Source organism: Curtobacterium sp. 314Chir4.1 (assembly GCF_900215175.1).
GTDB lineage: Bacteria > Actinomycetota > Actinomycetes > Actinomycetales > Microbacteriaceae > Curtobacterium > Curtobacterium pusillum_A.
In genome coordinates, this window is the sequence record NZ_OCMI01000005.1 from 18,375 (window position 1) to 43,002 (window position 24,628).

Below are 24,628 nucleotides of genomic sequence, written 5' to 3' on the forward strand. Positions count from 1 at the left end.
TAGCGCCTCCGCCGCAGGAGCGCTGCCCCGCGAAGGGGCCACCGCTCAGCCGCGCAGCGGCCCCGACCCCGGCACCCGCGCCCCGTCCGCGAACCCGGCCACGAGCTCGCGCAAGGCGTCTTCGGAGGTGTGCCGCGCCTCCCATCCGAGCACCGACCGCGCCTTGTCCGTCCGCATCACCGGCACCTGCGCCGCGATGTCCACCCACCCGGCGTCCGTCGGCTGCAGGCGCAACCGCCAGGTGAGCGTGACGATGCCCCGGACGAGCCACATCGGCGCCCGGATCGCCCCGAGCATCCCGAACGCCCGGGCGAGCCGAGGCGGGTTGAGCACGGGCGAGGCGGCGATGTTGAACGCTCCCCCGGCTCGCCGGTCGATCGCCCGCCAGTAGGCATCGGCGACGTCGTCGGCGTGCACAGCCTGGAACACGAACGGCAACGGCAGCGGCAGGACCGCCCACCGGATCCAGCGGACGATCGACATCGGCACGAGGTGACCGAGGAAGAGCCCACGGATCTCGGCGGCGGCGTCCCGCTGGAAGACCAGCCCTGGGCGCAGCCGCGTCACCACGACATCGGGGTGCTGCGCGGCGAAGCGGTCCATCGCCGCCTCGTTCGCGGCCTTGTGGATCGAGTAGGTGGCGGTCGGGATCCCGGTCGCCGGCCAGCTCTCGTCGACCGGGGTGCGCTTGCCGTCGACGTCGACCCCGCGGTACGTGCCGACCGACGAGGCGACGACGACCTGGGGGACGCCGGCGCGGGCGACGGCCTCCAGCACGTTCGCCGTCCCGGTGACGTTCGTCCGGTACTGCGCGGGGATGTCGTGCGTCGGTTGCAGCGCCCACGCCAGGTGGACCACTGCGTCGGAGCCCTGGAACACCGCGGTGAGTCGGTCGACGGCGTCGTGCGCGCCGACGTCGACCGTGTGCCACACCGCGGAGCCGTACGGATCGGCGCGGAGGTCCGGCAGTCGGCGTGCGACCCCGACGACCTCGACCGGGGTGTCGCCGCCGTCCGCACGCGCAGCCGCCAGACGTCGCACCACCGCCGTCCCGACGTTGCCGGTCGCGCCGACGACGACGATCCGCATCAGGCGGCGGCCAGGGACGGGTCGAGCACGACCTTCACGCAGCCGTCCTCCTTCTTCTGGAAGACCTCGTACATGTGCGGGGCGTCCTCCAGCGAGACCCGGTGCGTCGTGAGGTCGAGCGTCCCCAGCGGGTCGGAGGTGTCGGACACGAGCGGCATCAGGTCGTCGATCCAGCGGCGGACGTTGCACTGCCCCTCGCGCACGGTGATCTGCTTGTCGAACAGGGTGAACATCGGCATCGGGTCAGCCCGTCCGCCGTACACACCGCTCAGGGAGACGGTGCCACCGCGGCGGACGAGGTCGATCGCCGCGTGCACGGCTGCGAGCCGGTCGACGCCGGCGGTCTCGATCGCCTTCTGCGCGACGGCGTCGGGGAGCAGCCCGGCGGCACGCTGCGCGAAGCTGGCGAACGGGTTGCCGTGGGCCTCCATGCCGACCGCGTCGACCACGCCGTCCGGGCCCCGACCGTCGGTGAGGTCGACCAGCTGCGGCACGACGTCCTTCGTGAGGTCGAACACCTCGGCACCGTGCTTCGACGCGAGGTCGCGACGGACCTGCTCCGGGTCGACGGCGAGCACCCGGTACCCGAGGTGCGCGCCGATGCGTGCGGCGAACTGCCCGACCGGGCCGAGGCCGAGGACCGCGAGCGTGCCACCCTCGGGGACGTCGGCGTACTGCACGGCCTGCCAGGCGGTCGGCAGGATGTCGCTGAGGAACAGCCAACGGTCGTCGGGGCTGCCGTCGGAGGGCACCACGATCGGCCCGTAGTCGGCGTGCGGCACCCGGAGGTACTCGGCCTGTCCGCCGGGGACCTGGCCGTACATCTTCGTGTAGCCGAACAGCGAGGCACCGGTGCCGTACTCGGCGGTCTGCGTGGTCTCGCACTGGGACTGCAGGCCGTTGCGGCACATCCAGCAGTGCCCGCAGGAGATGTTGAACGGGACGACGACGCGGTCGCCGACCTTGAGGTTGGTCACCTCGCTGCCGACCGCCTCGACGATGCCCATCGGCTCGTGACCGAGCACGTCGCCCTTGTCGATGTAGGCACCGAGGACGCGGTACAGGTGCAGGTCGGAGCCGCAGATCGCGGTCGACGTGATCCGCACGATCGCGTCGGTCGGCTCCTGGATGGTCGGGTCGGGGACGGTCTCGACGGACACCTTCTCGGTGCCCTGCCAGGTCAGTGCGCGCACGTCGCGTTCCTCTCGTCGTTGTTCTCAGCCGGCCTGGGCCCACGCCGCCGGTTCCTGACCGTCGCGCCAGCGGCGGGCAGGCCGTGCCGGCGGGGAGAGGCGCGGCTCGTCTCCCCCACGTCGGTACCCGCCCGACCCGTGGTGCGTTCCCAGCCCCGTCCGCTGCGCGCGCTGCGCGGCGGACGGGAGCCGTGCCTCCAGGCTCAGACCACGGGGTCCGCGAGGACCGCGTCGAGCACGCGAGCGTGCTCCGACCGGTCGCCCGGACCCGCGCTGCCGGCGAGCATGATGAGCGACTTCCACAGTGCCCATCCGCGTGCACGTGCCCAGGTGTCCCCGTCGAGCGCGACGACGTCCCGGAACACCTGGCGGGCGTCCGCGTCGAGGAACGTCCACGCGAGCACGAGGTCGCACGCCGGGTCGCCCACCCCGCACGTCCCGAAGTCGATGAGGGCGCTGAGCCGCCCGGACCCGTCGACGAGGAGGTTGCCCGGCGCGACGTCCCCGTGGAACCACACCCCCGGTCCGTCCCCTTGCGACGCGACGGCCTCGACCCAGACCCGTTCGCACGCCCTCCGGTCGACGGCAGCACCGAGGGTGTCGAGCGCGGCGACCACCTCGGACGCGTAGTGCGACGGGTGCGCGCCCCGGTGGAAGGAGTGCGCTCCCGCGACCGGGCCGTCCGCGGCCGGGATCGCTCGCAGCTGCCGCAGCACCGTACCGACGTCGGCGGCGAACCGCGCGCGGTCGAGCCGCGGCGCACGGAGCGCGACCGTCCCGTCGATCCAGCGCCGGACCGACCACGGGAACGGGTACTCCTCGGTCGGGGTGCCGAGGCCGACCGGCTCCGGCACGGGCACGTCCAGCCGGGGCGCGAGGTACGGCAGCACCCGCTGCTCCTTCTCGACCGCCGCGACGTACCCGGCCGCACTCGGCAGCCGCACGGACAGCTCGCTGCCCAACCGGTAGGTGCGGTTGTCCCAGCCCTGCGGATCGACCTCGCGCACGGGCAACCCGGCCCACTCGGGGAACTGGTCGGCGACGAGCCGCTCCACGAGCGCGGCGTCGATGTGGGGGCGGGGCACCTCGGTGTGCATGCCCCCAGGCTAGGCGCCGCCCAGAGCGGCCAGCAGCCCCTGCTCCAGGTACGGTCGCAGCGTCTTCGCGAAGGTGAGCGTCTGGTGGCTCCCGTCCCGGTAGACGAGCACCCCGCCGATCACCGCCGGGCACGTCGTCGTGTCGCAGTAGTACCGCGTCAGGTCGACCACGTGCGCGAGCGGCCCGACCCGCGCCGCTGCCTCCCGCTGTCCGTCGGAGGTGGGGAACGCCGCCGACCGAGGAGTGTCGCACGCCGACGTCGTCGGACCGGCGGGCATCGCCCCGACGCAGGCCACGACATCCTGCCTCGGTCGCGGGTTGTCACGGATCGCGACCACCGGGATGCCGCGGTCAGTGGCGGTCCGCCACGCCTCGACCTGTCCCGCGATCGTCGCTTCCGCCGCGGACCTGCCGTCCTGCGCGACGACCGGGTACACGGTCGCGGCGTGCGTCACGATCACGCCGTCGAGGTCCTCCGTCGCGATCTTCTGCTCGACCGCGCGCTTCCACGTCTCGCAGTTGTCGACCTGGAACTGCTGCGGGGCGTCCTGCCGTGCGGTCGTCAGGTAGCACCCACCGTGTCCGGCGACCTCGATGCGCCACCCGTTCCGCTTCCCGATCTCGTCGTACACGGCCAGCCACGCGTTGCTGTGCGAGTCCCCCACCGCGAACAGGTGCTTCGTCGCGCCCGTGGTGGCCCCGACGGTGCAGGTCTGCAGCGTCGCTTCGAACCCCGACCAGCACTCCGCGCTGTTGTGGTCGTCCTTCGCGGCGATCGACGCGGCCGGCACCCGGACGTCGTCGAGCCGGGGGTTCGTGCAGGGGTCGTCGAACCCGATGCGTGCAGCGGCACCGAAGCACGGAGCGTCGCCGCGTTGCAGTGCCTGGGCGAACTCGGTCGCCTGCCGCTGCTGCACCTCGAGCGCGACCAACGTGGACGCCCCGAGCGCGACGACGACGACGGTGCTCAGCGCGCCGTACAGCGCCGTCCACCGGGGCCGCATCGCCCGCACGCGAGCGGAGAAGCGGAGCGGCTCCTCGAGCAACACCGTCGACGCGGCGGCGACACCGATCGATCCGCCGAGGACCAGCAGCTTCCACCCCGTGCCGAGCGGGTGTCCGAGCGCGATCGGCAGCAGGACGATCGCCGGCCAGTGCCAGAGGTAGACGGCGTACGAGATCCGTCCGGTGAACGCCACCGGCGGGATCCGACCGACCGTCTCGAGCACCGTCCCCCCGCCGAGGAGCACGACGAGCGTCGCACCGCCGACCGGCAGCAGCGCAGCGGTGCCCGGGAACGGCGTCGTCGGTGTGATGACCACGAGCGCCACGAGCAGCGCGACGGCGCCGAGGAGGGCTCCGGTCGTCCGGAGCGCTCGTCTGCCGGTGAACAGCGCGGCCGGTACCGTCGCCGCGAGCCCGCCGAGCGCGAACTCCCACGCGCGGGTCCCCGTCGAGAAGTACGCGACGCCCGGGACCGTCCGGGTCTGCACGACGCACCACGCCAGTGACAGGACGAACACCGCACCGAGCAGCCAGCGAGCGGTGACCACGGGCGACCGTCCACGGCGACGGAACACCGCGGCGCACAGGACGAGCAGGAGCGGCAGCGCGATGTAGAACTGCTCCTCGACGGACAGCGACCAGAAGTGCTGGAACGGCGACGGGTCGGCGTCGGACGCCAGGTAGTCGACCGCGTCCGATGCCAGCTGCCAGTTCTGCACGTAGACCGTCGAGGCGATGAGCTCACGCCCGTACTGCCCCCAGAGCGCGCTCGGCACCACCGCGAGCACGGCGGCACCGGTCGCGAGGATCGTCACGAATGCCCCGGGCAGCAGCCGCTTCGCCCGTCGGGCCCAGAAGCGTCCGAGTGCGATCCGCCCGTCCGCGAGCTGCTCTCGGAGGAGGTGCCCGGTGATGAGGTAGCCGGAGATCACGAAGAACACGTCGACGCCGACGAACCCGCCCGGCAGCCGCGCCGGCCACAGGTGGTAGAGCACCACGGCGAGGACCGCGAACGCCCGCAGGCCCTGGATGTCCCACCGGGTACCGTCCTGCTCCGCAGCGCGCCGGTGGGCGATCGGGACGGTCTCCATCACGGCAATCCTAGGTCGTGTCAGCCACGCAGCCGGTCCCGCTCTGCCGCTGGCAGGTGCTCCGTCGCGGTCACGAGCGCCGCGGGGGTCAGGAGTCGCCCGCTCCGCTCGAGGAACGTCACGAGCGCCGCTTCCGACGCACGCTTGCCGGTCTCCCGGAGCACCCACCCGAGTGCGGACTGCACCGTGTCGGTGCGCTCCCGAACGAGCCGCCCGGCGATGGCGAGCGGGACCTCGGCATCGCCTCGCTTCGCGAACGCCAGGGTCGCCACCACCGCGATCCGCCGCACCATCGCCACGTCGGACTTCACGAGCGCGAAGAGCGGTCCGGTCGACCCACCGACCACCGGTGCCCCCACGAGTTCCTCGGCCGCGAGGTCGACGAGCACCGGGTCCTCGAACCGCTCCGCCTTCGCCGCCGCCAGGTACTCCTCGGTCAGCTCCGGGTCGGGCCGTTCCCGAGCGGCCTGCACGAGCAGCAGCACCGCCACCAACCGCGCCCCGGGGTCCTCGCTCCACAGCAGTGCCGACCGCTCGCCCTCGTCGAGATCGGCGAACTGCCGCGCGACCCTGCGGGCCGCCGCGACGTCCCCGTCGGTCCGTGCGAACGCCGCGAGCACGGCCTCCGCGTCAGCGTGGCCCCGTCCACCACCGGCCGGGAGGCGCGTCACGCGACCTCCCCGACCGTCGCCTCGTTCCGTGGTGCGGTCCGACGACCACGGCGCAGGACGATGACCGCGACGACCACCAGGAACGCGGCGAAGAGCCAGGTGCCCACCCGCGGGTCGACGAGGCGGGCGATCCACGCGCCTCCAGGCGAACACACCGCGGCGGTGAACCCGACGGTCAGGCCGACCCGCAACTCGACGGCGCGGCGGCGCAGGTTCGCCACCGTGCCGGACACCGACGTCGGCACCATCGTGAGGAGGGACGTGCCCTTCGCGAGCAGGTCCCCGGCGCCGAGGACGACCTCCAGACCCGGCACGATGACGACACCGCCACCCACCCCGACCAGCCCGGACAAGACGCCGGACAGCAGACCGAGCAGCAGGAGCACGATCGCCTCGACGACGCCGAAGTGGACGTCACCGCCGCGCGTCGGCACCGTCGTGAACAGCGAGACGAGGACGACGGCGATGAACCCGACGAAGATCCACGGCAGGACCCGGAGTGGGAGGGCACGTAGCAACCGCGCCCCGACCGGGGCACCGACCACGCTGCCGACCGCGAGCGTGAGTGCGGCGAGCCAGTGCACCTCGCCCTGCACGGCGTAGGTGATCGCGCCGACGACGGCCGCGGGGGCGATCGCCACGAGCGAGGTCGCGGATGCCTGGCGTTGATCGAGGTGCAGGAACGCCATCAGCGCGGGCACGACGATCACCCCGCCGCCGACGCCGAACAGGCCGGAGAGCACCCCGGCGACGATCCCGATCGCGACCAACACGATCACGTGTCCGCGGCGCTTCTCCATCCCGCCAACCCTACGGCCGGCACGCGGCCGCCCACTTCAGGAGGAGAACCGCTGTGCAGCCTCGCGGATCGACGTGGCGTGCAGGTAGATGTCGTCCAGCGCCTCGATCGGGTGCTTCGTCTCCACCTTGTTCTCGTCGAAGAGCCCGAGGTACTTCTGCTTCTTCCCGTTGAACCAGAGCCGAGCGATCGGCTTGCGGTTGTTGTCGTCGAGCAGCACGGCGAAGTACGACTTCTGGTCACGGTGCGCGATCCGGTCTGGCTTCACCTCACTGCACGCGATCGCCTTGACGATCTGGTACCCCTCGAGTTCCTCGAGGGTCGTCTCGATCTCGGTGTCCCGGTCGAGATCGCCTTCTGCGACGGGCTCACTCGTCACTGCGTCAGCAGGCGCTTCAGCCCCGACAGGGGCGCTGTACGACGCCCCGAGCGCGGTCTTGAGGCGGTCGTTGACCTGCTCGTTCAAGAACTGCTTCGATGCCTTGGCGACGAGCGTCGTGAACTGCGCACGCGCCTCCTGAGTGAAGCGTCCGTCGTAGACGCGAGAAGCGAAGAGGCGGACGAAGTCCTCCTCCGGCTCCCGGAACTGCGCAGCGATGGCACGTTTGATGGCGCCGACGTACTTGAGTTCCTCAGCCGCACTGATGACGGAGTCGAGGTCGAAGACGTCCTTCGTCAGCTTGCGGAGCTCCGGCAGCAGCGTCTCGTCGATGTCGGCGAGGTCGAGGACCAGGAAGGGCCGGTCGTCCATCTTGTTGGGCGCGTCGAGGTCCGTGTAGAAGTTGTAGACCTCACCGTTCGTGAGTACGGCGATCCGCGCGTTGGTGACCGAGAAGTACCGGAACAGCTGCGATGCATGCTCGATCTTGAGCGGCTCGGTGGACTTCTTGCACTCGATGAGGATCTGCACCTCGCCATCACGCATGATCGCGTAGTCGACTTTCTCCCCGCGCTTCACCCCGACGTCGGCGGTGAACTCCGGCACGACTTCCAAGGGGTTGAACACGTCGTACCCGAGGATCGTCGAGATGAACGGCATGACGAACGCGTTCTTCGTCGCTTCTTCCGTCTGGATGGCCTCGCGCTGGTTCTGTACCTTCGTCGCCAGCGCGGCGAGACGCTCTTCGAACTCCACTGTTCCTCCCCTGGGTCGTTGCAACCGTATTTGAAGACCCGTCATCATCAGCCCTTCAGGGCCACCCCACTTCGCGGGACGTCGACACGGTAGCGCCGGTGGAACATCACATCCGCTCGCCGCGCCGTACGTGGTACTGGAGTATCGGTTCGCCTAGGCTGACTCCGGGGTCGCGCGTCGCCGGGCGTCTGACCCCGGGCAAGGTTGAAGCCCACCACCGCGGCAACGGTGATGGGCTTCGATTTGCTCTCCGAGTGGAGTGCTAGAGGGACCTACAGCGTCCCGAGCGCAACGCTCGGGTCCAGCGTACGCGACTCAAGTCGCGGCCGCACCCCTCGGCACTTCCGCTCCTCGTGTCCGCCGGCGCTGACACCGGAGGTGGTCTCGATGTCGAACGACAACGGGTCCGAACCCAGACGTCGAGTGTCCTGGCTGGGGGTCGCGAGCTTGCTCGTGGCCGTCACCAGGCTCGTGCTCGATGTCTGGCGGAGGGACTGAGACAGGCGGCCCGCACCCACGGGTGCGGGCCGTTCGGGTTCGGCCTGCCTCCGTGGTCAGGAGCAGTAGTCGTAAGCCGGCTCGTCCGTGGCACCGACGTACACCCTCGACACGGAGGTGCCGTCGGCCGGGATCTGGAAGACGATGAACCGTCCACCGTCCGGGACGGCCCAGAAGGTGTCCGCCGTGCCGCCGACGGGGTCCTTCCGGGTCTGCACCACGTTCGGGTACGCCGCACGGATCTCGTCGAGCGTGCTCCCGAGCCCGACGCCCGCGAGGGTCTTCGGCCCGACCTCGGGCTGGGTCACCGAGCTGTCCGAAGCTCCCGAGATGACCACCGTCTGCACGACACCGTCGCCGACGATCTCCACCACCGTGCCGTCCGACCGTTCCCAGATGCGCGCGTTCGGGTTGGCGCAGCCCCACTGGTAGATGACGGTGCCGGTGTCGTCGACCAGCGGCGGCGCGGGCGTGAGGCCCTCGCGCAGGGCTGCGTCGTCCGCCCCGGTGGCACTCCCGAGCGTCGCCGGACCGGCACCGTCCGCCGTGATCGTCCACGTCGACCAGTCCGTGGCCGAGTAGGGCGGCGCAGTCGGTGTCGGCGTCGGCGTCGGCGTGATCAGGACGGGGGCGGAGGACGGAGTGATCGTCCGGGCCGGTTCCGTCGGGCTCGGCGTGGACACCGGTGCCGCTTCGGGGGTCGTCGGGATGAGGCCGAGGGCGACTCCTCCACCGGCTGCTCCGACCGCGAGCAGCGCGACGACGGCGATCGCGACGCCGGTGCGACGACCGCGGCGCTTCCGGGGCTCGGCTCGTTCGAGGACGTTCTGCTTCATCGAGACGAGCATCCGCTGCAGGTCGTCTCCGACCGGGGGTTCCGACCTCATCGCTGCACCTCCTTCGTCGCTCGGGAGCCCCGTCGTGACGAGGTCCCTCCCGGACGAAGACCGAGCGACTGCGCGGCCTCCGACCACGTCCGACCCTCGACGAGGCAGAGCTCGACGAGCCGTCGGTCGGTGTCGGGGAGTGCGAGCAGGTCCTGCTGGACCAGCCGGAGCGGTTCGCCGCCGGCGACGTCCGCGCCGCGGGGTCCTGCGTGCGAACGACAGACCGCGAGCAGCCACGGCAACAGCCGGCCCGTGGGCAGGTTCAAGCCGTCGGCGTGCTTCCAGAGCGACAGGAAGGACTCCTGCACGACGTGCTCGACGTCGGCGGGGGTCGCACAGACCGCCCAGGCGTACCGGGTCAACGCCGGCGCGAACCGGTCGAACGCGGTCGCCAGCGCGGCCTTGTCCCCGGACACCAGACGGCGCACGAGGGACGGGTCGTCGTCAGTCACGGCACTCCCTTCACTTCACAGTGTCGGGAGAGCGACGATCCTGACAGGAGTCGGTGAATGCGGTGTCGTCACCGGAAGTGCAGGACCTTGAGCGGGTCGACGAGCGTGCCGCCCTGCCGCACCTCGACGTGCACGTGCGGCCCGGTCGACTGCCCGGTGTTCCCGGACTTCGCGATCTCGTTCCCCTTCGAGACGACCTGCCCCTGCTTCACCTCGATCTTGCTGAGGTGCGCGGTGAGCACGGTCGTCATGCCGTAGGTGACGACGACGTAGTTGCCGTACGACGGGTTGTTGGCGACGGCGCTCGTCACCGTACCGGTCGCCGACGCGTACACGGGGGTGCCGGTACCGACCGCCGCGTCGGTGCCCTGGTGGTAGCGCGGGACGTGCCCGGCCCCACGGTCGTCGCCGTACCGGCCGGAGATCTTCGTGCTGGCGACCGGCCAGAGCAGGCCGGTGACCGCGCGCGTGGACCACACGCGGGTGTCGCTCTTGCCGTAGAGCACCACGTTGCCGTCGACCTGCACGAGGAGCTGTCCGGAACCGGCCTTGCTGGTGGCACTGGACCAGAGGGCCTTCTTCGCCGCCGTGTAGATCACGAGGTTGCCGTCGGTCTGGACGGCGGCGTAGGCACCGGGGTTCCCGCCGGTCTTCGAGGCCCAGATCTGCTTGCCGTCGACGACCTGCACGAGCACGCCGTCGGCACGCATCGTGAGCGTCCGGGAGGCGGTCCGGTCGGAACGGAGGACCGAGCCCGGCAGGATCACGTTGCCACCGGCGACGCTGTCCTGGTACGTGGGGAACTCGACGACGCTGCGGTTCGCCGTGTTGATCATCCGCATCGTGCCGTCGGGACGGACGCCGAAGTTCCGGCCGACCTGACCGGCACCGCCCCAGAGCGCGACACGCACGTTGTTGTAGACGATGGCGAGGGTGCCGTTGGCGCGGATCTGCGCGAACGCCCCGGGACGACCCGAGGTGTTCGACGCCCAGAGGACCTTGCGCCCGATGCCGTACTCGACCAGGTTGCCGTCACCTTGCATGACGAGCTGGAACTGCCCGTTGTTCGACGTGACGGAGTCGCCGGGCCAGAGCGTCTTGCCCGCCGCGACCGTGCCGGTGTAGACCACGGGTGCCGCCGAGGCGGGCGACGCGGTCCCGACGAGGCCCGCGGCGACGGCGGCGATCGCGACGACCGTCGCGAGCAGGCGCGAACCCGGACGACGTGGCTGTGCTGTGGACGTGGTGGTACGCATGAAACCCCTGACCCGGGACCGCCCAGGGAGGCGGTCCGATCTGCGGACACACCCTGCGCGTCCGTTCGGCGGCACGCCCGATACGCACCGCCGAACGATGGTCACCTTTTCTGCGGGGCCGCACAACCCCCTTGACAGCTGCGGAGAACCCCAGTTCCGGGGCCACGGCGACCGGTCACGGCACCTGGAGGAACTCCTTGGGGGTGGCCAGGAGCGCCTCGAGCTTGTGGAAGGACTGCGTCCAGCCGGCGATGTTCATGTCGCGCATGACCTCCGGGAACGGCCCCTGCGTGAGGGTGACGATCGTGCCGTCGCCGTCCTCGGCGAACTCGAGCGTGAGGGACAGCAGCGTGCCGTCCTCGACACCCGGGATGCCGTGCGCGGTGGAGGTGCCCACGATGATCCGGTTCTCCTCGATCTCCTGCAGGACCGAGGTGACGGGCGACGACCACTCCGGGTCGTCGTTGTTCACCATGGTCAGGTTCCAGGCCCCGCCGACCCGGGCGTCGACCTCGACGGTGGCGACGGGGACGTGGAAGCCGAGCGGTCCGAACCAGAGCGCGAGCAGCGCCGGGTCGACGAAGGCGCGGTAGACGTCCGTGACGGGGTACGCGAACCGGTGGGTGGTGTGGGCGGTGAACTGCTCGGTCATGACTGCTCCTGCGAGTCGGTGGTGACGGTTGCGGTGGAGGTGGGTGTGGCACTGGACGCACTGACCGCGCGGGTGTGGTCGCGCTGGGCGGCGAGCATCCGTCCGCCACCGAGCGCAACCCCGTACCGCTCGTCGCCGCCGGTGTCGCCGTGGCTGCGGGCTGAGCCGCCCGACGAGGACAGGATGGAGGCATGCCGACGCCGAACCCCGCCTTCGTCCCGCCCGCAGTCCACACCACGCGCCCGGACATCCGCGGCACGTTCGGCACGGCGGCGTCGACGCACTGGATCGCCACGGCGACGGCCCAGTCGGTGCTCGAACGCGGCGGGAACGCGTTCGACGCGGCGACGGCCGGCGCGTTCGTCCTCCAGGTCGTCGAGCCGCACCTGAACGGCCCCGGCGGGGACCTGACCGCGGTCTTCGCCACCGCGTCGAACCCGACCCCGACGGTCCTCGTCGGCCAGGGTCCGGCTCCCGAGGGCGCGACGCCGGAGCACTACCGCGCCGAGGGGCTCGACCTCGTCCCCGGGTCAGGCGCCCTCGCCGCCGCCGTGCCGGGTGCCGTCGACGCGTGGTTGCTGCTCCTCCGGGACCACGGCACGTGGGAGCTCGCCGACGTCCTCGCGCCCGCCATCGGCTACGCCCGCGACGGCCACCCCGTGACACCGGCGGTGGTCCGCACCATCACCACCGTCCGAGGCCTCTTCGAGGAGCACTGGCCCACCTCCGCCACGCAGTGGCTGCCTGGAGGCACGGTGCCGGTCCCCGGGGATTTCCTGCGCAACGAGGCGCTCGCCTCGGTGTTCGACCGGCTCGTCGCCGCGGGCGAGGGCGCCGGCAGCCGGTCCGCCCGCATCGACGCGGCGCGGACCGAGTGGGCGGAGGGCTCCGTGGCCGAGGCCGTCGACCGCTTCGTCCGCACGCCCCACCGGCACTCGTCGGGCGCCGACCACGCCGGGGTGATCCGCGCGTCCGACCTCGCGGCGTTCCGGGCGACCTACGAGCCCGCGACGACCGCGGAGTTCCGCGGCTGCACGATCGCGAAGACGGGCCCGTGGGGGCAGGGTCCGGCACTGCTGCAGACCCTCCGGCTGCTCGAACCGCTCGACGACGCACTGCTCGACCCGTCGACCGAGGTCGGCGCGCACACGATCGCCGAGGCGCAGAAGCTCGCCCTGGCCGACCGCGAGGCGTTCTACGGCGACGGTGACGTCCCGCTCGACGTGCTGCTCTCCGACGCGTACACCGACGAACGCCGCGCACTGATCGGGGACCGTGCCTCGGCCGAGCTGCGCCCCGGGTCCGTCGGCGGCGTAGTGCACGCGATCCCGCCGGTCCGGACCCTGGCCGAGGCCGAGCGCGTCGGCACGGTCGCAGCGCAGGGCGTCGGCGAACCGACCGTCCGGGTCGGGGCGGCGACAGCCACACCCGTCGAGGACCGTGGTGAGCCCTTCGTCGCACCCGACGGCGAGACCCGGGGCGACACCGTCCACATCGACGTCGTGGACCGCTGGGGCAACATCGTCAGCGCGACCCCGTCCGGCGGCTGGCTGCAGTCGTCCCCGACGATCCCGGAGCTCGGGTTCTGCCTCGGCACCCGCCTGCAGATGACCTGGCTCGAGGAGGGCACCGCCTCCACCCTCCGCCCCGGCGAGCGCCCCCGCACGACACTGACCCCCACGCTCGTCCTGCGTGACGGCGCTCCGGTCCTGGCGCTCGGATCACCCGGCGGTGACCAGCAGGACCAGTGGCAGCTGCTGTTCCTGCTGCGGTGGATCGTCGGCGGGTACTCCCCGCAGCAGGCGATCGACGCACCGGCGATGCACACGACGTCGTTCCCGGGGTCGTTCTGGCCGCGTACGTGGGAGCCTGCTGGGCTCGTGGTCGAGGACCGTCTCGGCGACGAGGTCATCGCCGGGCTCGAGGCACGCGGGCACGTCGTCACCCGCGCGGGCGACTGGGCGCTCGGCCGGCTGACGTGCGTGACGCGGGACCCGGCGTCCGGGGTGCTCGGCGCCGCGGCGAACTCCCGCGGCGCGCAGGGCTACGCGGCCGGACGCTGATGCCGGCGCCGCACGGCCCGGACCCAGCGCACGAGGTTCACGACCGGGTACGCCAGCGTGAGCAGCGCGACCACGGCCATGCCGAGCGCGGCGACCCAGGCTGGATCGGGCTGCACCATGGTCCGGACGATCTGGACGACCGCGTTCACACCGACCGCGGCCAGCACGACGGACGCGAGGATGCGCCACACGAGGCCGAGGCGCGTCATCGGCGCTTCGGCGTCGGCGCCGTGGTCCGGCGGCGTGTAGGCGAACCCGACGCTTCCGGGCGCCGCGTTCGCGATGCTCATGCGGGTCGTCGCCTCGTCGTCGAGACGCGGGGGCCGGTAGCGTTGCGGCTCTTCCGGCACGGTGACTACCGCTTCGCGCGGACCCACCGCACGACGTTGACGATCGGGTACGCCAGCGCGAGCGCGGCCAGGACGAGCAGTGCGAGTGCCCCGACCCAGGCGCCGCTCGCTCCGTCGACGTTGGCGGTCTGCCACAGCGGGACGGACCGCACGATCGCGTTGATCCCGATGGCGGCGAGCACGAGCGACGCGACGATCCGCCAGACGACTCCGGCCCGGCTGACCGGGACGGCTTCGGCCGCTCCGGCACCAGCGGTCGGGGCGTCGTAGGGCAGCCCCATCGTGAGCTGACCGCCGTCGCCGTCCGCCGTTCGCGGGCGGCCGACCGCCGCCGAGTAGTCCGGATTCTTCGCCATGATCGGCTCCCACCCCGGTGCGCCCCTCGCACCGTGTCACCACGATACCGAGGAGCCCGACGAAGTGCGGGAACCGTTACCGGATCGTCAGACGGCGGCAGCGGAGGGCACGACCACCGCGCGGCCCGAGAGCTCGCCGGCCTCGAGCTTCCGGTAGGCCTCGAGTGCGTCGTCCAGGGCGTACCGCTCGACGTCCGGGACGATCTGCCCGGCGCGGTACATGGCGACGACCTCGTGCAGGTCCTCGATGGTGCCCCAGTAGGTGTTCGTGATCGTCGACTCGTACGGCGTCGCGAAGAAGTTCCACTCGGTGGTGCCGCCGGCGATACCGACGACCGTGAAGCGACCACCGACGGCCATCGACGCCTGGGCGGCCTTGATGGTCGGGGTGGCCCCGACGAAGTCGAACGCCGCGTCCACTCCGCGACCACCGGTGATCTCGCGGATCGCGGCGACCTGGTCGGGTCCCCCCGGCACGGTGATCGCCCCGCGGGCAGCCGCACGGTCCATGGCGTCCTGCTTGACGTCCGTGGCGATGACGGTCGCACCGGTCAGCGCGGTGAGGATCTGCACGGCGATCTGCCCGAGTCCCCCGAGGCCGACGACGAGAGCGTACTTGCCACCGCCCGCCAGGTTCGGCAGGGCGTTCTTGATCGCGTGGTACGGCGTCAGGGCCGCGTCGCTGAGCGGCGCGGCGGCGACGGGATCGGCGTCCCCGAGCGGCACGAGGTTGCGGGCCGGGACGGTGACGTACTCGGCCATGCCGCCGTCACGCCCGAGGCCGATGCCCATGTACGGGTTCGTGGCGGCGTTCTCGCAGTAGGTGTCCTGCCCCTTCGAGCAGTACGAGCAGTGCCCGCAGCCGACCGGTCCGTAGACGAGGTAGGCGTCTCCGACGGTGAAGCCCGTGACGCCGTCGCCGAGTTCCTCGACCCAGCCGGAGTTCTCGTGCCCGAGGACGAACGCGGGAGCCTGGGCACCCGGCTGTCCCTCCTGGAACTCGCGGTACACGGCGACGTCGGAGTGGCAGGCTCCAGCACCGGCGACCTTGAGCAGCACCTCCCCCGGGCCCGGAGTGGGCTTCGGGACCTCCGTGAGGGACGGGAAGGTCTGGTACTGCTCGAACACGACGGCGCGCATGGGGACTCCTTTGAACGCCATCCACGCTACACCTGTTGCATAAATCACCGACGTCGAAACCTGCGTCTTCCCCGTGAGCCGGTTGCGAGAACGATCGTTCTCCGCTTGACTCGGCTGCGACGGTCCCGCTCGGGACCCCTCCCCACACGAAAGGAGCGGCCATGCCCACGCGCACCGCACGCACCGCCTGGAACGGCGGCCTGAACGACGGCTCCGGCCAGGTCGAACTCTCCAGCTCCAAGGTCGGCACGTACGACGTCTCGTTCCCGAAGCGCGCCGCCGAGGACGCCGACGGCACCACCAGCCCCGAGGAGCTCATCGCCGCAGCGCACTCCGCCTGCTACGCCATGCAGTTCTCCGCGATCCTCGGCGAGGCCGGCGGCACGGTCGAGGCCCTCGACGTCAAGGCCGACGTCTCGCTCGGCCCGGACAGCGCCGGCGGCTTCAAGCTCACCGGCATCGTCCTCACCGTCAGCGGCGAGGTCTCCGGCATCGACGAGGCGGCCTTCCGCAAGGCAGCCGACGACGCCAAGGCGACGTGCCCCGTCAGCAAGGCGCTGACCGGGGTCGACATCACGCTGCACGCGACGCTCGAGCAGTAGTCCGCACCATCGGACGGACGGGAGGCGCGGTGCCAGCTGGCACCGCGCCTCCCGTCCGTCCACCGGTCCCGTGGAGAACGTGACTGGCACCATGGCGGGATGGCCGAGCAGTCCCTCCCCGGTGCCCCCAGACCCGGCCGCCTCCCCCGGCCCCGCGTCCGCAACCTGGCGCAGCACGACATCCGCGATGCCCGCGCCCGACTGCGCGGCACGATCTACGAGGACGTCGCCCCGGACACCCGACCACGCGAGCAGTACTCGCCCGTGCAGATCGTCGACTTCTGCCTCGACCTCGCAGAGGTGATGCTCGCCTCCGGTGCGGACACCCGCAGCGTCGAGACAGCCGTGGTCGCCGTGTCGACGAAGTGGAACCTCGCGCCGCTCGACCTCGACTTCTCCGGCAGCTCGGTCACGATCCAGTACGCCCCGGCGGACACCCCGCCGCTCGTGAAGGTCCGGACCGTGCAGTCCGACGGCTCCGACCTGGACCGGCTGGCGCGGGCGAACCAGATCGTCGACGACCTCGTGCACGACGAGCGCGACATGACCTCGGCGGTGAACGCGCTGGTCGCGGTGCTCCGCCTGCCGCCGCGGTGGCCGCGGTGGATGGCGGACGTGGGGCTGTCGATCCTCGGCATCTCGATCTCGATGCAGGCCGGTGGCGGGTGGCGCGCGGGGCTCGGAGCCTTCGTGCTCATGCTCGGGATCATCGTCTCCGGACGGTGGCTGACCGGCCGGGGCTTCCCGCAGTTCTTCGTGTCCGGGGCGCAGGGCGCGGTGGCGTCGGCGATCGGCACGCTCGCGATCTGGGCCGGCGTGCTGCACCCCGGCCAGGCCGCGACGATGGTGGCGGCGCTCGTGGTGCTGCTGCTCCCACACCCGTCACTCGTCACCTGGGCGCAGGACGCGATCTCCGGGTTCCGCGCGATGGCCGTCGCCCGGGCGTTCTACATCGGGTTGATCATCGCGGCGATCGTCGTCGGGGTGCCGGCCGGGATCGCCGTGACGAAGTGGCTGCACATCGAGGTCGACCCGTCCGGCATCGTGACGCAGACCCTGCCGCTCTGGGCCTCCCTGGCGCTGACCGTCGTGTCGGCGGCCGCGAACTGCTTCGTGCAGCAGGCCAGTGCCCGTGTCATCCCCGTCGCCGTGGTGTTCTCCGTCGCGGCGGGAGCGGCGCTCCGGGGCCTGCGCGACCTCGGCATCCCGCTGCTCGGCGCGACGTTCCTCGCCGCGGTCCTGCTGGGCGTGCTGTCGACCATCGCCGCAGCCCGGATGCGGACAGCGGTCGCGGCCATCGCGGTCCCGGCGTTCTGCGGCGCCCTGCTGCCCGGTGTCGCCGTGTCGAACGCACTGCTGAACTTCATGTCCGGCTCGTCGAGTGCAGCGCTGGACTTCGTCGCCGCGGTGTCGGTGGCCCTGGGGATCGGCGCCGGGCTCGTGCTCGGCGGGCTCGTCGCGACCCCCGGTGCCCGGCGGGCACTGCGCCGCGCGCGGAGGGTGGTCGTGCACTCCGTCCACAACGACACGACGGCGCTGCGCGTCATCCGCGACTCGGGCTACGACCCGGGGGACGGTTCGGTGCCCCGCGGCCCACGACCGCGCTGAGGACGCCCCTCAGAGCTCCCAGCCGCCGTCGCTCCACGTCGACAGTCGACGTGCGGCCTGCGGCTCGTAGCGCTCCATCCAGCCGCGCTCGAGCCGGGCGACGGCGCGGTCGAAGGCCGGCACGAGGTCGAGGTCCGAGCGCAGGAGCGCCTGCAGCTGGAGCCCCTCGTACAGGGCGATGAGCTGCTCGGCCCCGCGACGGGGGTCCATCGTGTGCGGAGCGCGGCCCACGGCGATGTCGTGCTCGAGCCCGCGCTTGATCTGCGCGTAGAAGAGCTGGTACCGCGAGCGCAGGTACGTGGCCATCGGGTGCTGCGGGTTGCCCGCGACCGACAGCAGCGCGACGAGCAGTCGCATGAGCGCGGGGTCCTCGGCGTTCGAGGCGACGATCGCGCGGAGGAGCTGCACGGTGGACCCGTCGCCGACCTCGCGCGTGACCTCGTCCATCCGGCCGCCGTTCCACCGGTCGACCGCCGCCAGCACGAGTCCGTCCCACGAGGGGAAGTGCTGCCGGAGTTCGTCGGCGGAGATGCCGAGGCGTTCGGCGACCTTCTCGGGGTCGGCCTCGTGGAACGGGACGTCCCGGAGCAGGTCGACGGTCGCCCCCACGATCGTGATCCGCAGGTGCAGGGTGGCGGCCGCGGCGGCTGCCGCCTGCGTGTCCGCGCTGGTGTGTTCGAGCATCGTGCCCTCCGTCGGTCCCCGGACGTCCTGTCCGAGTCGCCCTCTGGGGGCACCTCCATCCAAACGGAGATCGGGGGACACCAGAATCCCCGGTCCGGGTGTCGGCATGTCGGGGGACAAGACACCGGTTCGCAGCACGTTCGCGGGGATCCGTGTGACGATGCCGCCATGACCCCGAACGACCCCACCGCGCAGGGACTCGCGACCATGGCCTCGGCCGGCTTCGAGTTCGGCGGCGATCCCGACCAGGTCGCGCACGACGTCCGGACGATGTGGGAGCAGCTCGGTCGCCCGGTCGGCGCGTTCGACGCCGCGGCCCGGGCGATCGCCGTCCTGCCGCAGCGCCCCGAGGTCGCGATCGCGGACCAGGCCCGTCGTCGCGAGTTCGAACGCGCCGTCGGCATCAACCCCGTCGAGGTCGAGCTGGCGGCGGCGCTCTCGGCCCGCGAGCTCCTCGAGCGCATGGCGCGCACGTGCACGACGCCGTGCTGACGCCCTGCTGACGCCGCACAACGCGCGAGACGCCCCACACGCAGCGAGACACCGCCGGATCCGGCGGTGTCTCGCTGTCGATGCGGCGTTTCGCGTACGCCGCGGCGTCTCGCGTACGACGCGGCGTCTCGCGTGCGACGCGATGTGCGCCGGAGCCCTACGGCGTCGGCATCCCGCCGTCGACGTGGAGCGTCTCGCCGACGACGTACGACGACTCGCCGCTCGCCAGGAACACGTACGCCGGCGCGAGCTCGGCCGGCTGACCCCAGCGACCGAGGTAGGTCTGCTCGCCGGCGGTCGGCAGGGCCTCCGGCGGCTGTCCGCCGGCGGGCTGCAGCGGGGTCCAGATCGGACCGGGTGCCACGGCGTTGACGCGGATGCCCTTCGGCGCGAGCTGCGCCGCGAGGCCCTTCGCCAGGTTGTTCACGGTGGACTTCGTCGCCGCGTAGTGCACGAGGTGCGGTGACGGCGCGTACGCCTGGATCGAGGTCGTGTTGATGATCGTCGAACCGGGCTGCAGGTGCGGCACGGCGGCCTTGGTGATGCGGAAGGTCGCGTAGGCGTTCGTCTTGAAGGTCTCGTCGAACTCCTCGTCGGAGATGTCCACGATCGACTCGACGTTCTGCTGCTTGCCCGCGTTGTTCACGAGGATGTCGAGTCCACCGAGCTGCTCGACCGCGTCGGCGACGAGCTGCTCGCAGAATGCCAGCGACGTGATGTCGCCGGGGAGCGCCACGGCCTTGCGGCCGGCCGCCTCGATGAGGGCCACGATGCGGTCGGCGTCCTCCTGCTCCTCGGGGAGGTACGAGATGGCCACGTCGGCGCCTTCACGTGCGTAGGCGATCGCGACGGCGGCGCCGATGCCCGAGTCGCCTCCGGTGATGAGTGCCTTGCGGCCCTCGAGCCGACCGGAGCCGCGGTAGGTGTCCTCGCCGTGGTCCGCCGGGACGTTCTCCGCCATCTCGGCGTCGGTGCCGGCACCCGGCAGGTACTGCTCGTCGGGCTTCTTGTCGGCGTACATCGTCGTCGGGTCCTGCTTGCTGTACTGGTCCGTCATGGCACCGACGGTACGCAGGCGGTCGCCTCCGTCCGTCCAGACGCGTGTCCCCCGGTGCGCGACCCGGACTGGAGGCACGGCGCGGCCCCGGCGGACCCGTCAGGCCGGGTGCGTGGCCAGGAAGGCGTCGGTCTCGGCCCGCGTGGGCGCGGTCGCCGGCCCGGGTCGCGACACCGCGATCGCGGCGGCGGCGTTGGCGCGGCGGACCGCGTCGAGCAGGTGTTCCCCGCGGGAGAGCGCCGCGACGAGCACGCCGCCGTGCGCGTCACCGGCGCCGTTCGTGTCGACGGCCTCGACCGCGAACCCCGGCACGAGGACGGGACCGTCGGGGAGCGACGGGTCCGCCACCCAGCAGCCGGCACCGCCGTCACGCACCAGCACCGTGCCCCGCGCGACCGCGGCCATGGCGGTGACCGCCTGGCGGAGGTCGGCCGATCCCGGGGACGTGAGCCGGGCCTCCCGGGCGTTCGCGGAGACGATGTCCGCACGCGCCGTGACGGGCGCGACCACCTGCCGGTCCAGCGTGGCGACGAGCGGCGACGGGTCGAAGACGACGCGGACCGATGCCGGGATCGTCGGGATCCAGGCTGCGATCGCACGGCCGTTCTCCGGGTGGGCGAGGCCGTAGCCGGACACGAACAGCGTGTCGTCGTCGCGCAGCTCGACCCGGGCGAGCTCGGGGGTGCCGAGCCGCCCCTCGGCACCGACGCTCGTGACGAAGGTGCGCTCGGTGGAGGCGTCGACGAGCGCGACGCAGTACCCGCTGTCCTGGTCGGTCAGACCGGGCTGCAGGACCTGGACGTCGGCGTCGACGAGCGCCCGACGGACGACGTCGCCGAACGGGCCGGTGCCGTACTGGCCGGCGAAGACCACCTCGAGCCCGTCGCGTCGTGCGGCCACCATCGTGTTCAGACCGCCACCGGCCGTGATCTCCGACGAGGACGCGATCACGTCGCCGCCCGGGTCGGGCAGCTCGCCGACGCGCATCACGATGTCGACGATGACGTTGCCGACCGAGACCAGGCGGGGCATCAGGCGTGCTCCGTCGCGGGCAGCGGAGCAGACTCGTCGGCCGGCGCGTGCAGGGCGCCCCTCGGACCACCGGTGAGCACGTAGACCGCGGCGGCGACGATGAACGTGACGATCCAGCCGAGCCCGTTCGCGCCGATCCAGGTGCTGGCGAACGCCCCGACGAACACCGGGTCGGCGTCCCCGACCTGCACGCTCGTGAACAGGAACCCGACGACGATCGCGACGGCCCAGGCGATGACGGCCCGCCAGGCGATGCCGCCGGAGTACCAGTAGCGGCCACCGGCGCGGAGGTCGAGCAGCGCCTCGGGGTCGTACCAGGTGCGGCGGACGATGTCGGCGATGAAGACCCCGAGCCAGGCGGTGATCGGGACGGCGAGGACGGAGATGAAGGTGATGAACGGCGCGTAGAAGCCGTCGGCGACGAGCATGAAGTACATCGCGCCGAGGAACGTCACGACGACGTCGACCGTGACCGCCCACACCCGGGGCACCTTGATGCCGAGGGTCAGCGTGGTGAGGCTCGCGGAGTACACCGAGAGGTGGTTCGACAGCAGCAGGCCGCCGAACGCCGCGATGAGGTACGGGACCGCCATCCACCCGGGGAGCAGGTCGCGGATCGCGGCGACCGGGTCCCCGGCCTGCGCCAGGGTGGGGTCGCCGGCGGACACGAGCGCACCGAGCCCGACGAGGACGACGAGGGGGATGCCGGCCCCGGCGGCACTCGCGCCGACGAGCTTGCCGGCGCGCACGCTGGTCTTCGAGTACCGGGCGATGTCCGCACCCGCGGTCGCCCAGCCGATGCCGGTGCCCGCCGCGATCGTGCCGATGCCGATCGCCATCGCGGCGAACGGCCCGGCGGGGGCGCTCCCGACGACGTGCCAGTCGACGCGGACGACCAGGAACACGGCGACGAAGACGTTCAGGGCGCCGAAGACCCACGTCGCCCACCGCTGCACGGCGACGATGAACGCGTGCCCGAGGCCGGAGATGAGCACGGTCGCCACGACGAACACGAGGATCGCGACGATCGTCAGCACCGGGTTGTGCTTCGCGTCGCCGTCCGTCCCGAAGAGGATCGTGAAGAGCGACAGGAGCACGAAGGCCGCCGTCGTGGTGTTGACGGTCTCCCAGCCGAGGCGGGACAGCAGCGAGACGAACGTCGGTCCGATGTTGCCGCGGACGCCGAAGACCGCCCGGCTCAGGGTCAGGCCGGGTGCACCGCCCCGACGACCGGCGATCGAGATCACGCCGACCACGGCGAACGACCCGGCGGCGCCGATCACCGCGACGAGCAGCGCCTGCCAGATGTTCAGGTGCTGGAACGCCACCAGGGTCGCGCCGAGGGGCAGCCCGAGGATGGAGATGTTGGCGGCGAACCACACCCAGAACAGTGCGCCGGCCTGCCCGGTGCGCTCGGCAGCGGGCACGGGTTCGATGCCGCGCTGCTCGATGCTGGTGAGGGTTCCCGAGCTCGGGGTGTCTGCCATGGTTCCTCTTACGTCGTCGGAAGGGTTTCGGGACCGGGCGGTGGCTCGTGGGGGTCGCCACCGACCGGGGCTAGTGGCTGCTGGTCGCGCTGTTCAAGCGGAGTCCCAGCAGGGGGGACACGACCTCCGCGAACCGGATGTCGTTGACGGACTCGACCCGCGCGACCGCCTCGGAGGACCACGCCGACGCCCCGTGCACCGCACCGAGCACCGCGCCCGCCATGGCTGCGATCGTGTCGGTGTCGCCACCGGTGCTCGCGGCCGTGCAGAGCGTCTCCCACGGGTCCAGGTCGAGGGACACCAGGGCGAGTGCCGCCACGACGGACTCCTGGCTCGCGACGCTCGTGCCGATCACGCCGTCGATCGCCGTGACGCGGTCCGGAGCCGGCACCGTGGGCAGCCATCCGCGGGCCCAGGCGGTCTTGTCGGCGATGGACGCACCGGCGATCCAGTGCCCGCGCCGTTCACCGATCCGCGCCGCGGCCACGGCGACGGCGAGTGCCTCCGCGCGGGATGCGCCGTCGATCCCGGCGCTGACGGCGGCGGCGATCGCCGACGCCCCGGCGATGCCGAGGCCGGTGTCGTGGGTGACGCGCGACGCGTCCTGCACGGCGTCGACGAGCACGTCGAGGTCGTCGGCGGTCGTGGTGATGCCGACCGGGGTGATGCGCATCGCGGCCCCGTTGGTGGTGCCCGTCGATCCCGCTTCGGACACGGGGACACCGTCGAGGATGCGTTGGACGGCCGTCTTCGTGCTGGGTCCGAGCAGGTCGAGCGACCCCTTGGCCGCCATCCCGCGCTCCCAGTCGACGAGTGCCTCGGCGAACCGCGTCGGGTCGAGCCGGCCGTTCCCCTCGACGAGCAGTCGGGCGACGAGCACGGCCTGTTCGGTGTCGTCGGTGATGCTCGCGGCGGGCATGCCGTGGGCGATGCGCTGCCGGGGGCCGGCGTCGACGAAGCCCGTGATGCGGCCGTGGTCCTCGCGGATCTGCTGCAGCGACATCGACTGGGTCGGCATCCCGAGGGCGTCGCCGATCGCGAGGCCCTGGAACGCGGCGAGGGCGCGGTCGTGGATCGTGCTGTCGGTCATCGTCATCGTCCTTGCCCGAAGCGCATGTGGATACGGAAGCGCTCGGGGTCGAGCAGGCTGTCGACGGCCTCGACGAAGGCGCCGTCGGCCGTGCGGGAGACCCGTCGGCTGTGCAGGAACGGCGTGCCGGGTGTCCGGTCGAGCACGGCCGCCTCGGCGTCGTCCAGCGGACGCACGTCGATCCACTGCTCCGCCCGGGCCGGGACGAGCCCCGCGGCCTCGATGGTGGCGCTCAGCGAGCCGTCGACGAGACCGTCCTCGACGGCGCGGTCCAGGCGGCCGATGCGCGGCACGAGGCTCCGCTCGTAGGACACGTGGGGGCCGTCCACGACCGAGCGCACCCGGTCCACGGCGACGAGTGCGGGATCGGCGTCCACGAGGCTCGCGAGTTCGGCGTCCACGATCCGCTCGATCCGCAGGGTCGACGCGCGCACCTCGGTGCCGCTCCCCGCGATCGAGCGCGCCCAACCGGCGCGGGGGTCGAGCGCAGCACCGTCGAAGGTGACCACCGAACCGATGCCGCCGTGCGTCGCGATGTACTCGTCGTCGGCGAGGTCGGCGAGCGCCGCACGGACGGTGCCGCGGCTGACCGCGTAGCGCTCGGCGAGGTCGTGCTCACCGGGGAGGCGCTCCCCGGGGACGTAGCGGCCCGTCGCGATCGCGTCGCGGAGGGCGTCGGCGACGAGGCGTCGCTTCGATGAGACGGGCATGGCACCGATGGTACATGTACAAGACCTGTCCAGTGAGTGTCGACTGCCTCCGAAAGGTCACGGTCCGGTCACTGCCCGGCTCCGATTCGGTAACACCCGTCGTTCAGACGGGATCGACGTCGTACCGTCGA

The 24,628-nt window shown here is 72.0% G+C and carries 24 protein-coding genes; 4 read left to right on the forward strand and 20 right to left on the reverse strand.

Annotated features, from left to right (window positions below; translation table 11 throughout):
* Nucleotides 1-45: 45 nt before the first annotated feature.
* The 11 genes from CRP27_RS15935 to CRP27_RS15990 all read right to left on the reverse strand — a co-directional run bounded on the left by CRP27_RS15935 (nucleotide 46) and on the right by CRP27_RS15990 (nucleotide 11,826).
* Nucleotides 46-1,089 carry an NAD-dependent epimerase/dehydratase family protein gene (locus CRP27_RS15935; RefSeq protein ID WP_097181606.1) on the reverse strand — a complete coding sequence of 348 codons (1,044 nt, stop codon included), beginning with the start codon at nucleotides 1,087-1,089 and terminating at the stop codon, nucleotides 46-48.
* Entirely contained in the window at nucleotides 1,089-2,282 is a 1,194-nt protein-coding gene (locus CRP27_RS15940) for a zinc-dependent alcohol dehydrogenase (protein ID WP_097181607.1), read from the reverse strand. The genes CRP27_RS15935 and CRP27_RS15940 overlap by 1 nt, the downstream gene beginning before the upstream one ends.
* A 203-nt stretch (nucleotides 2,283-2,485) precedes the next feature.
* Nucleotides 2,486-3,379, reverse strand: coding sequence for an aminoglycoside phosphotransferase family protein (locus CRP27_RS15945; RefSeq protein WP_097181608.1), 894 nt, complete (start codon nucleotides 3,377-3,379; stop codon nucleotides 2,486-2,488).
* 9 nt (nucleotides 3,380-3,388) lie between these two features.
* Nucleotides 3,389-5,476 carry an acyltransferase family protein gene (locus tag CRP27_RS15950; RefSeq protein ID WP_097181609.1) on the reverse strand — a complete coding sequence of 696 codons (2,088 nt, stop codon included), beginning with the start codon at nucleotides 5,474-5,476 and terminating at the stop codon, nucleotides 3,389-3,391.
* Nucleotides 5,477-5,496: 20 nt separating this feature from the next.
* On the reverse strand, nucleotides 5,497-6,147 hold the full coding sequence (locus CRP27_RS15955; protein WP_176505649.1) for a DNA alkylation repair protein: 651 nt from the start codon (nucleotides 6,145-6,147) through the stop codon (nucleotides 5,497-5,499).
* On the reverse strand, nucleotides 6,144-6,947 hold the full coding sequence (locus CRP27_RS15960) for a sulfite exporter TauE/SafE family protein (RefSeq protein ID WP_097181611.1): 804 nt from the start codon (nucleotides 6,945-6,947) through the stop codon (nucleotides 6,144-6,146). Before CRP27_RS15960 ends, CRP27_RS15955 begins: the two co-directional genes overlap by 4 nt.
* 36 nt (nucleotides 6,948-6,983) lie before the next feature.
* A complete protein-coding gene (locus CRP27_RS15965; RefSeq protein WP_097181612.1) occupies nucleotides 6,984-8,081 on the reverse strand; it encodes a type I restriction endonuclease in 1,098 nt (365 codons plus the stop codon).
* Nucleotides 8,082-8,635: 554 nt separating this feature from the next.
* Nucleotides 8,636-9,466, reverse strand: a complete 831-nt coding sequence (locus CRP27_RS15975; RefSeq protein ID WP_097181614.1) for a hypothetical protein — start codon at nucleotides 9,464-9,466, stop codon at nucleotides 8,636-8,638.
* A complete protein-coding gene (locus CRP27_RS15980) occupies nucleotides 9,463-9,918 on the reverse strand; it encodes an RNA polymerase sigma factor (RefSeq protein ID WP_097181615.1) in 456 nt (151 codons plus the stop codon). The genes CRP27_RS15975 and CRP27_RS15980 overlap by 4 nt, the downstream gene beginning before the upstream one ends.
* A 68-nt stretch (nucleotides 9,919-9,986) precedes the next feature.
* On the reverse strand, nucleotides 9,987-11,174 hold the full coding sequence (locus CRP27_RS15985) for a peptidoglycan DD-metalloendopeptidase family protein (RefSeq protein ID WP_097181616.1): 1,188 nt from the start codon (nucleotides 11,172-11,174) through the stop codon (nucleotides 9,987-9,989).
* 175 nt (nucleotides 11,175-11,349) lie between these two features.
* Nucleotides 11,350-11,826 (reverse strand): SRPBCC domain-containing protein, encoded by a 477-nt coding sequence (locus CRP27_RS15990; RefSeq protein WP_097181617.1) that lies wholly within the window; start codon nucleotides 11,824-11,826, stop codon nucleotides 11,350-11,352.
* 191 nt (nucleotides 11,827-12,017) lie between these two features.
* Between CRP27_RS15990 and CRP27_RS15995 the strand changes: the two genes are divergently transcribed.
* Nucleotides 12,018-13,889: a gamma-glutamyltransferase family protein gene (locus tag CRP27_RS15995; protein WP_097181618.1), complete on the forward strand. Its 1,872-nt coding sequence runs from the start codon at nucleotides 12,018-12,020 to the stop codon at nucleotides 13,887-13,889.
* Here CRP27_RS15995 and CRP27_RS16000 read toward each other — a convergent pair.
* The 3 genes from CRP27_RS16000 to CRP27_RS16010 all read right to left on the reverse strand — a co-directional run bounded on the left by CRP27_RS16000 (nucleotide 13,871) and on the right by CRP27_RS16010 (nucleotide 15,735).
* Nucleotides 13,871-14,179, reverse strand: coding sequence for a hypothetical protein (locus tag CRP27_RS16000; RefSeq protein ID WP_141399789.1), 309 nt, complete (start codon nucleotides 14,177-14,179; stop codon nucleotides 13,871-13,873). The two genes, CRP27_RS15995 and CRP27_RS16000, sit on opposite strands and share 19 nt — an antisense overlap.
* Nucleotides 14,180-14,244: 65 nt before the next feature.
* On the reverse strand, nucleotides 14,245-14,595 hold the full coding sequence (locus tag CRP27_RS16005) for a hypothetical protein (protein ID WP_097181620.1): 351 nt from the start codon (nucleotides 14,593-14,595) through the stop codon (nucleotides 14,245-14,247).
* 87 nt (nucleotides 14,596-14,682) lie between these two features.
* Nucleotides 14,683-15,735 (reverse strand): NAD(P)-dependent alcohol dehydrogenase, encoded by a 1,053-nt coding sequence (locus tag CRP27_RS16010; protein ID WP_097181621.1) that lies wholly within the window; start codon nucleotides 15,733-15,735, stop codon nucleotides 14,683-14,685.
* 161 nt (nucleotides 15,736-15,896) lie between these two features.
* Between CRP27_RS16010 and CRP27_RS16015 the strand changes: the two genes are divergently transcribed.
* Both CRP27_RS16015 and CRP27_RS16020 read left to right on the forward strand, forming a co-directional pair.
* Complete coding sequence (locus CRP27_RS16015; RefSeq protein WP_097181622.1) at nucleotides 15,897-16,337, forward strand: OsmC family peroxiredoxin; 441 nt, start codon at nucleotides 15,897-15,899, stop codon at nucleotides 16,335-16,337.
* Nucleotides 16,338-16,436: 99 nt separating this feature from the next.
* The gene (locus CRP27_RS16020) at nucleotides 16,437-17,945 is read left to right on the forward strand and encodes a threonine/serine exporter ThrE family protein (protein WP_097181623.1); all 1,509 of its coding nucleotides are present in this window, start codon (nucleotides 16,437-16,439) and stop codon (nucleotides 17,943-17,945) included.
* Between the two features lie 9 nt (nucleotides 17,946-17,954).
* Here the strand turns inward: CRP27_RS16020 and CRP27_RS16025 are convergent, their stop codons facing one another.
* Nucleotides 17,955-18,629, reverse strand: a complete 675-nt coding sequence (locus CRP27_RS16025) for a TetR/AcrR family transcriptional regulator (protein ID WP_097181624.1) — start codon at nucleotides 18,627-18,629, stop codon at nucleotides 17,955-17,957.
* A 168-nt stretch (nucleotides 18,630-18,797) separates the two neighbouring features.
* Between CRP27_RS16025 and CRP27_RS16030 the strand changes: the two genes are divergently transcribed.
* A complete protein-coding gene (locus tag CRP27_RS16030; protein ID WP_097181625.1) occupies nucleotides 18,798-19,121 on the forward strand; it encodes a hypothetical protein in 324 nt (107 codons plus the stop codon).
* Nucleotides 19,122-19,278: 157 nt separating this feature from the next.
* On the opposite strand, the gene CRP27_RS16035 is transcribed toward CRP27_RS16030, so the two are convergent.
* From CRP27_RS16035 to CRP27_RS16055, 5 genes are all read right to left on the reverse strand, one after another.
* Complete coding sequence (locus tag CRP27_RS16035) at nucleotides 19,279-20,178, reverse strand: SDR family oxidoreductase (RefSeq protein WP_097181626.1); 900 nt, start codon at nucleotides 20,176-20,178, stop codon at nucleotides 19,279-19,281.
* Between the two features lie 99 nt (nucleotides 20,179-20,277).
* Nucleotides 20,278-21,210: a PfkB family carbohydrate kinase gene (locus CRP27_RS16040; RefSeq protein ID WP_097181627.1), complete on the reverse strand. Its 933-nt coding sequence runs from the start codon at nucleotides 21,208-21,210 to the stop codon at nucleotides 20,278-20,280.
* A complete protein-coding gene (locus CRP27_RS16045) occupies nucleotides 21,210-22,697 on the reverse strand; it encodes a cytosine permease (protein ID WP_097181628.1) in 1,488 nt (495 codons plus the stop codon). The genes CRP27_RS16040 and CRP27_RS16045 overlap by 1 nt, the downstream gene beginning before the upstream one ends.
* 70 nt (nucleotides 22,698-22,767) lie before the next feature.
* A complete protein-coding gene (locus CRP27_RS16050) occupies nucleotides 22,768-23,787 on the reverse strand; it encodes an ADP-ribosylglycohydrolase family protein (protein ID WP_097181629.1) in 1,020 nt (339 codons plus the stop codon).
* A 2-nt stretch (nucleotides 23,788-23,789) separates the two neighbouring features.
* Complete coding sequence (locus CRP27_RS16055; RefSeq protein WP_097181630.1) at nucleotides 23,790-24,497, reverse strand: GntR family transcriptional regulator; 708 nt, start codon at nucleotides 24,495-24,497, stop codon at nucleotides 23,790-23,792.
* Nucleotides 24,498-24,628: the final 131 nt, after the last annotated feature.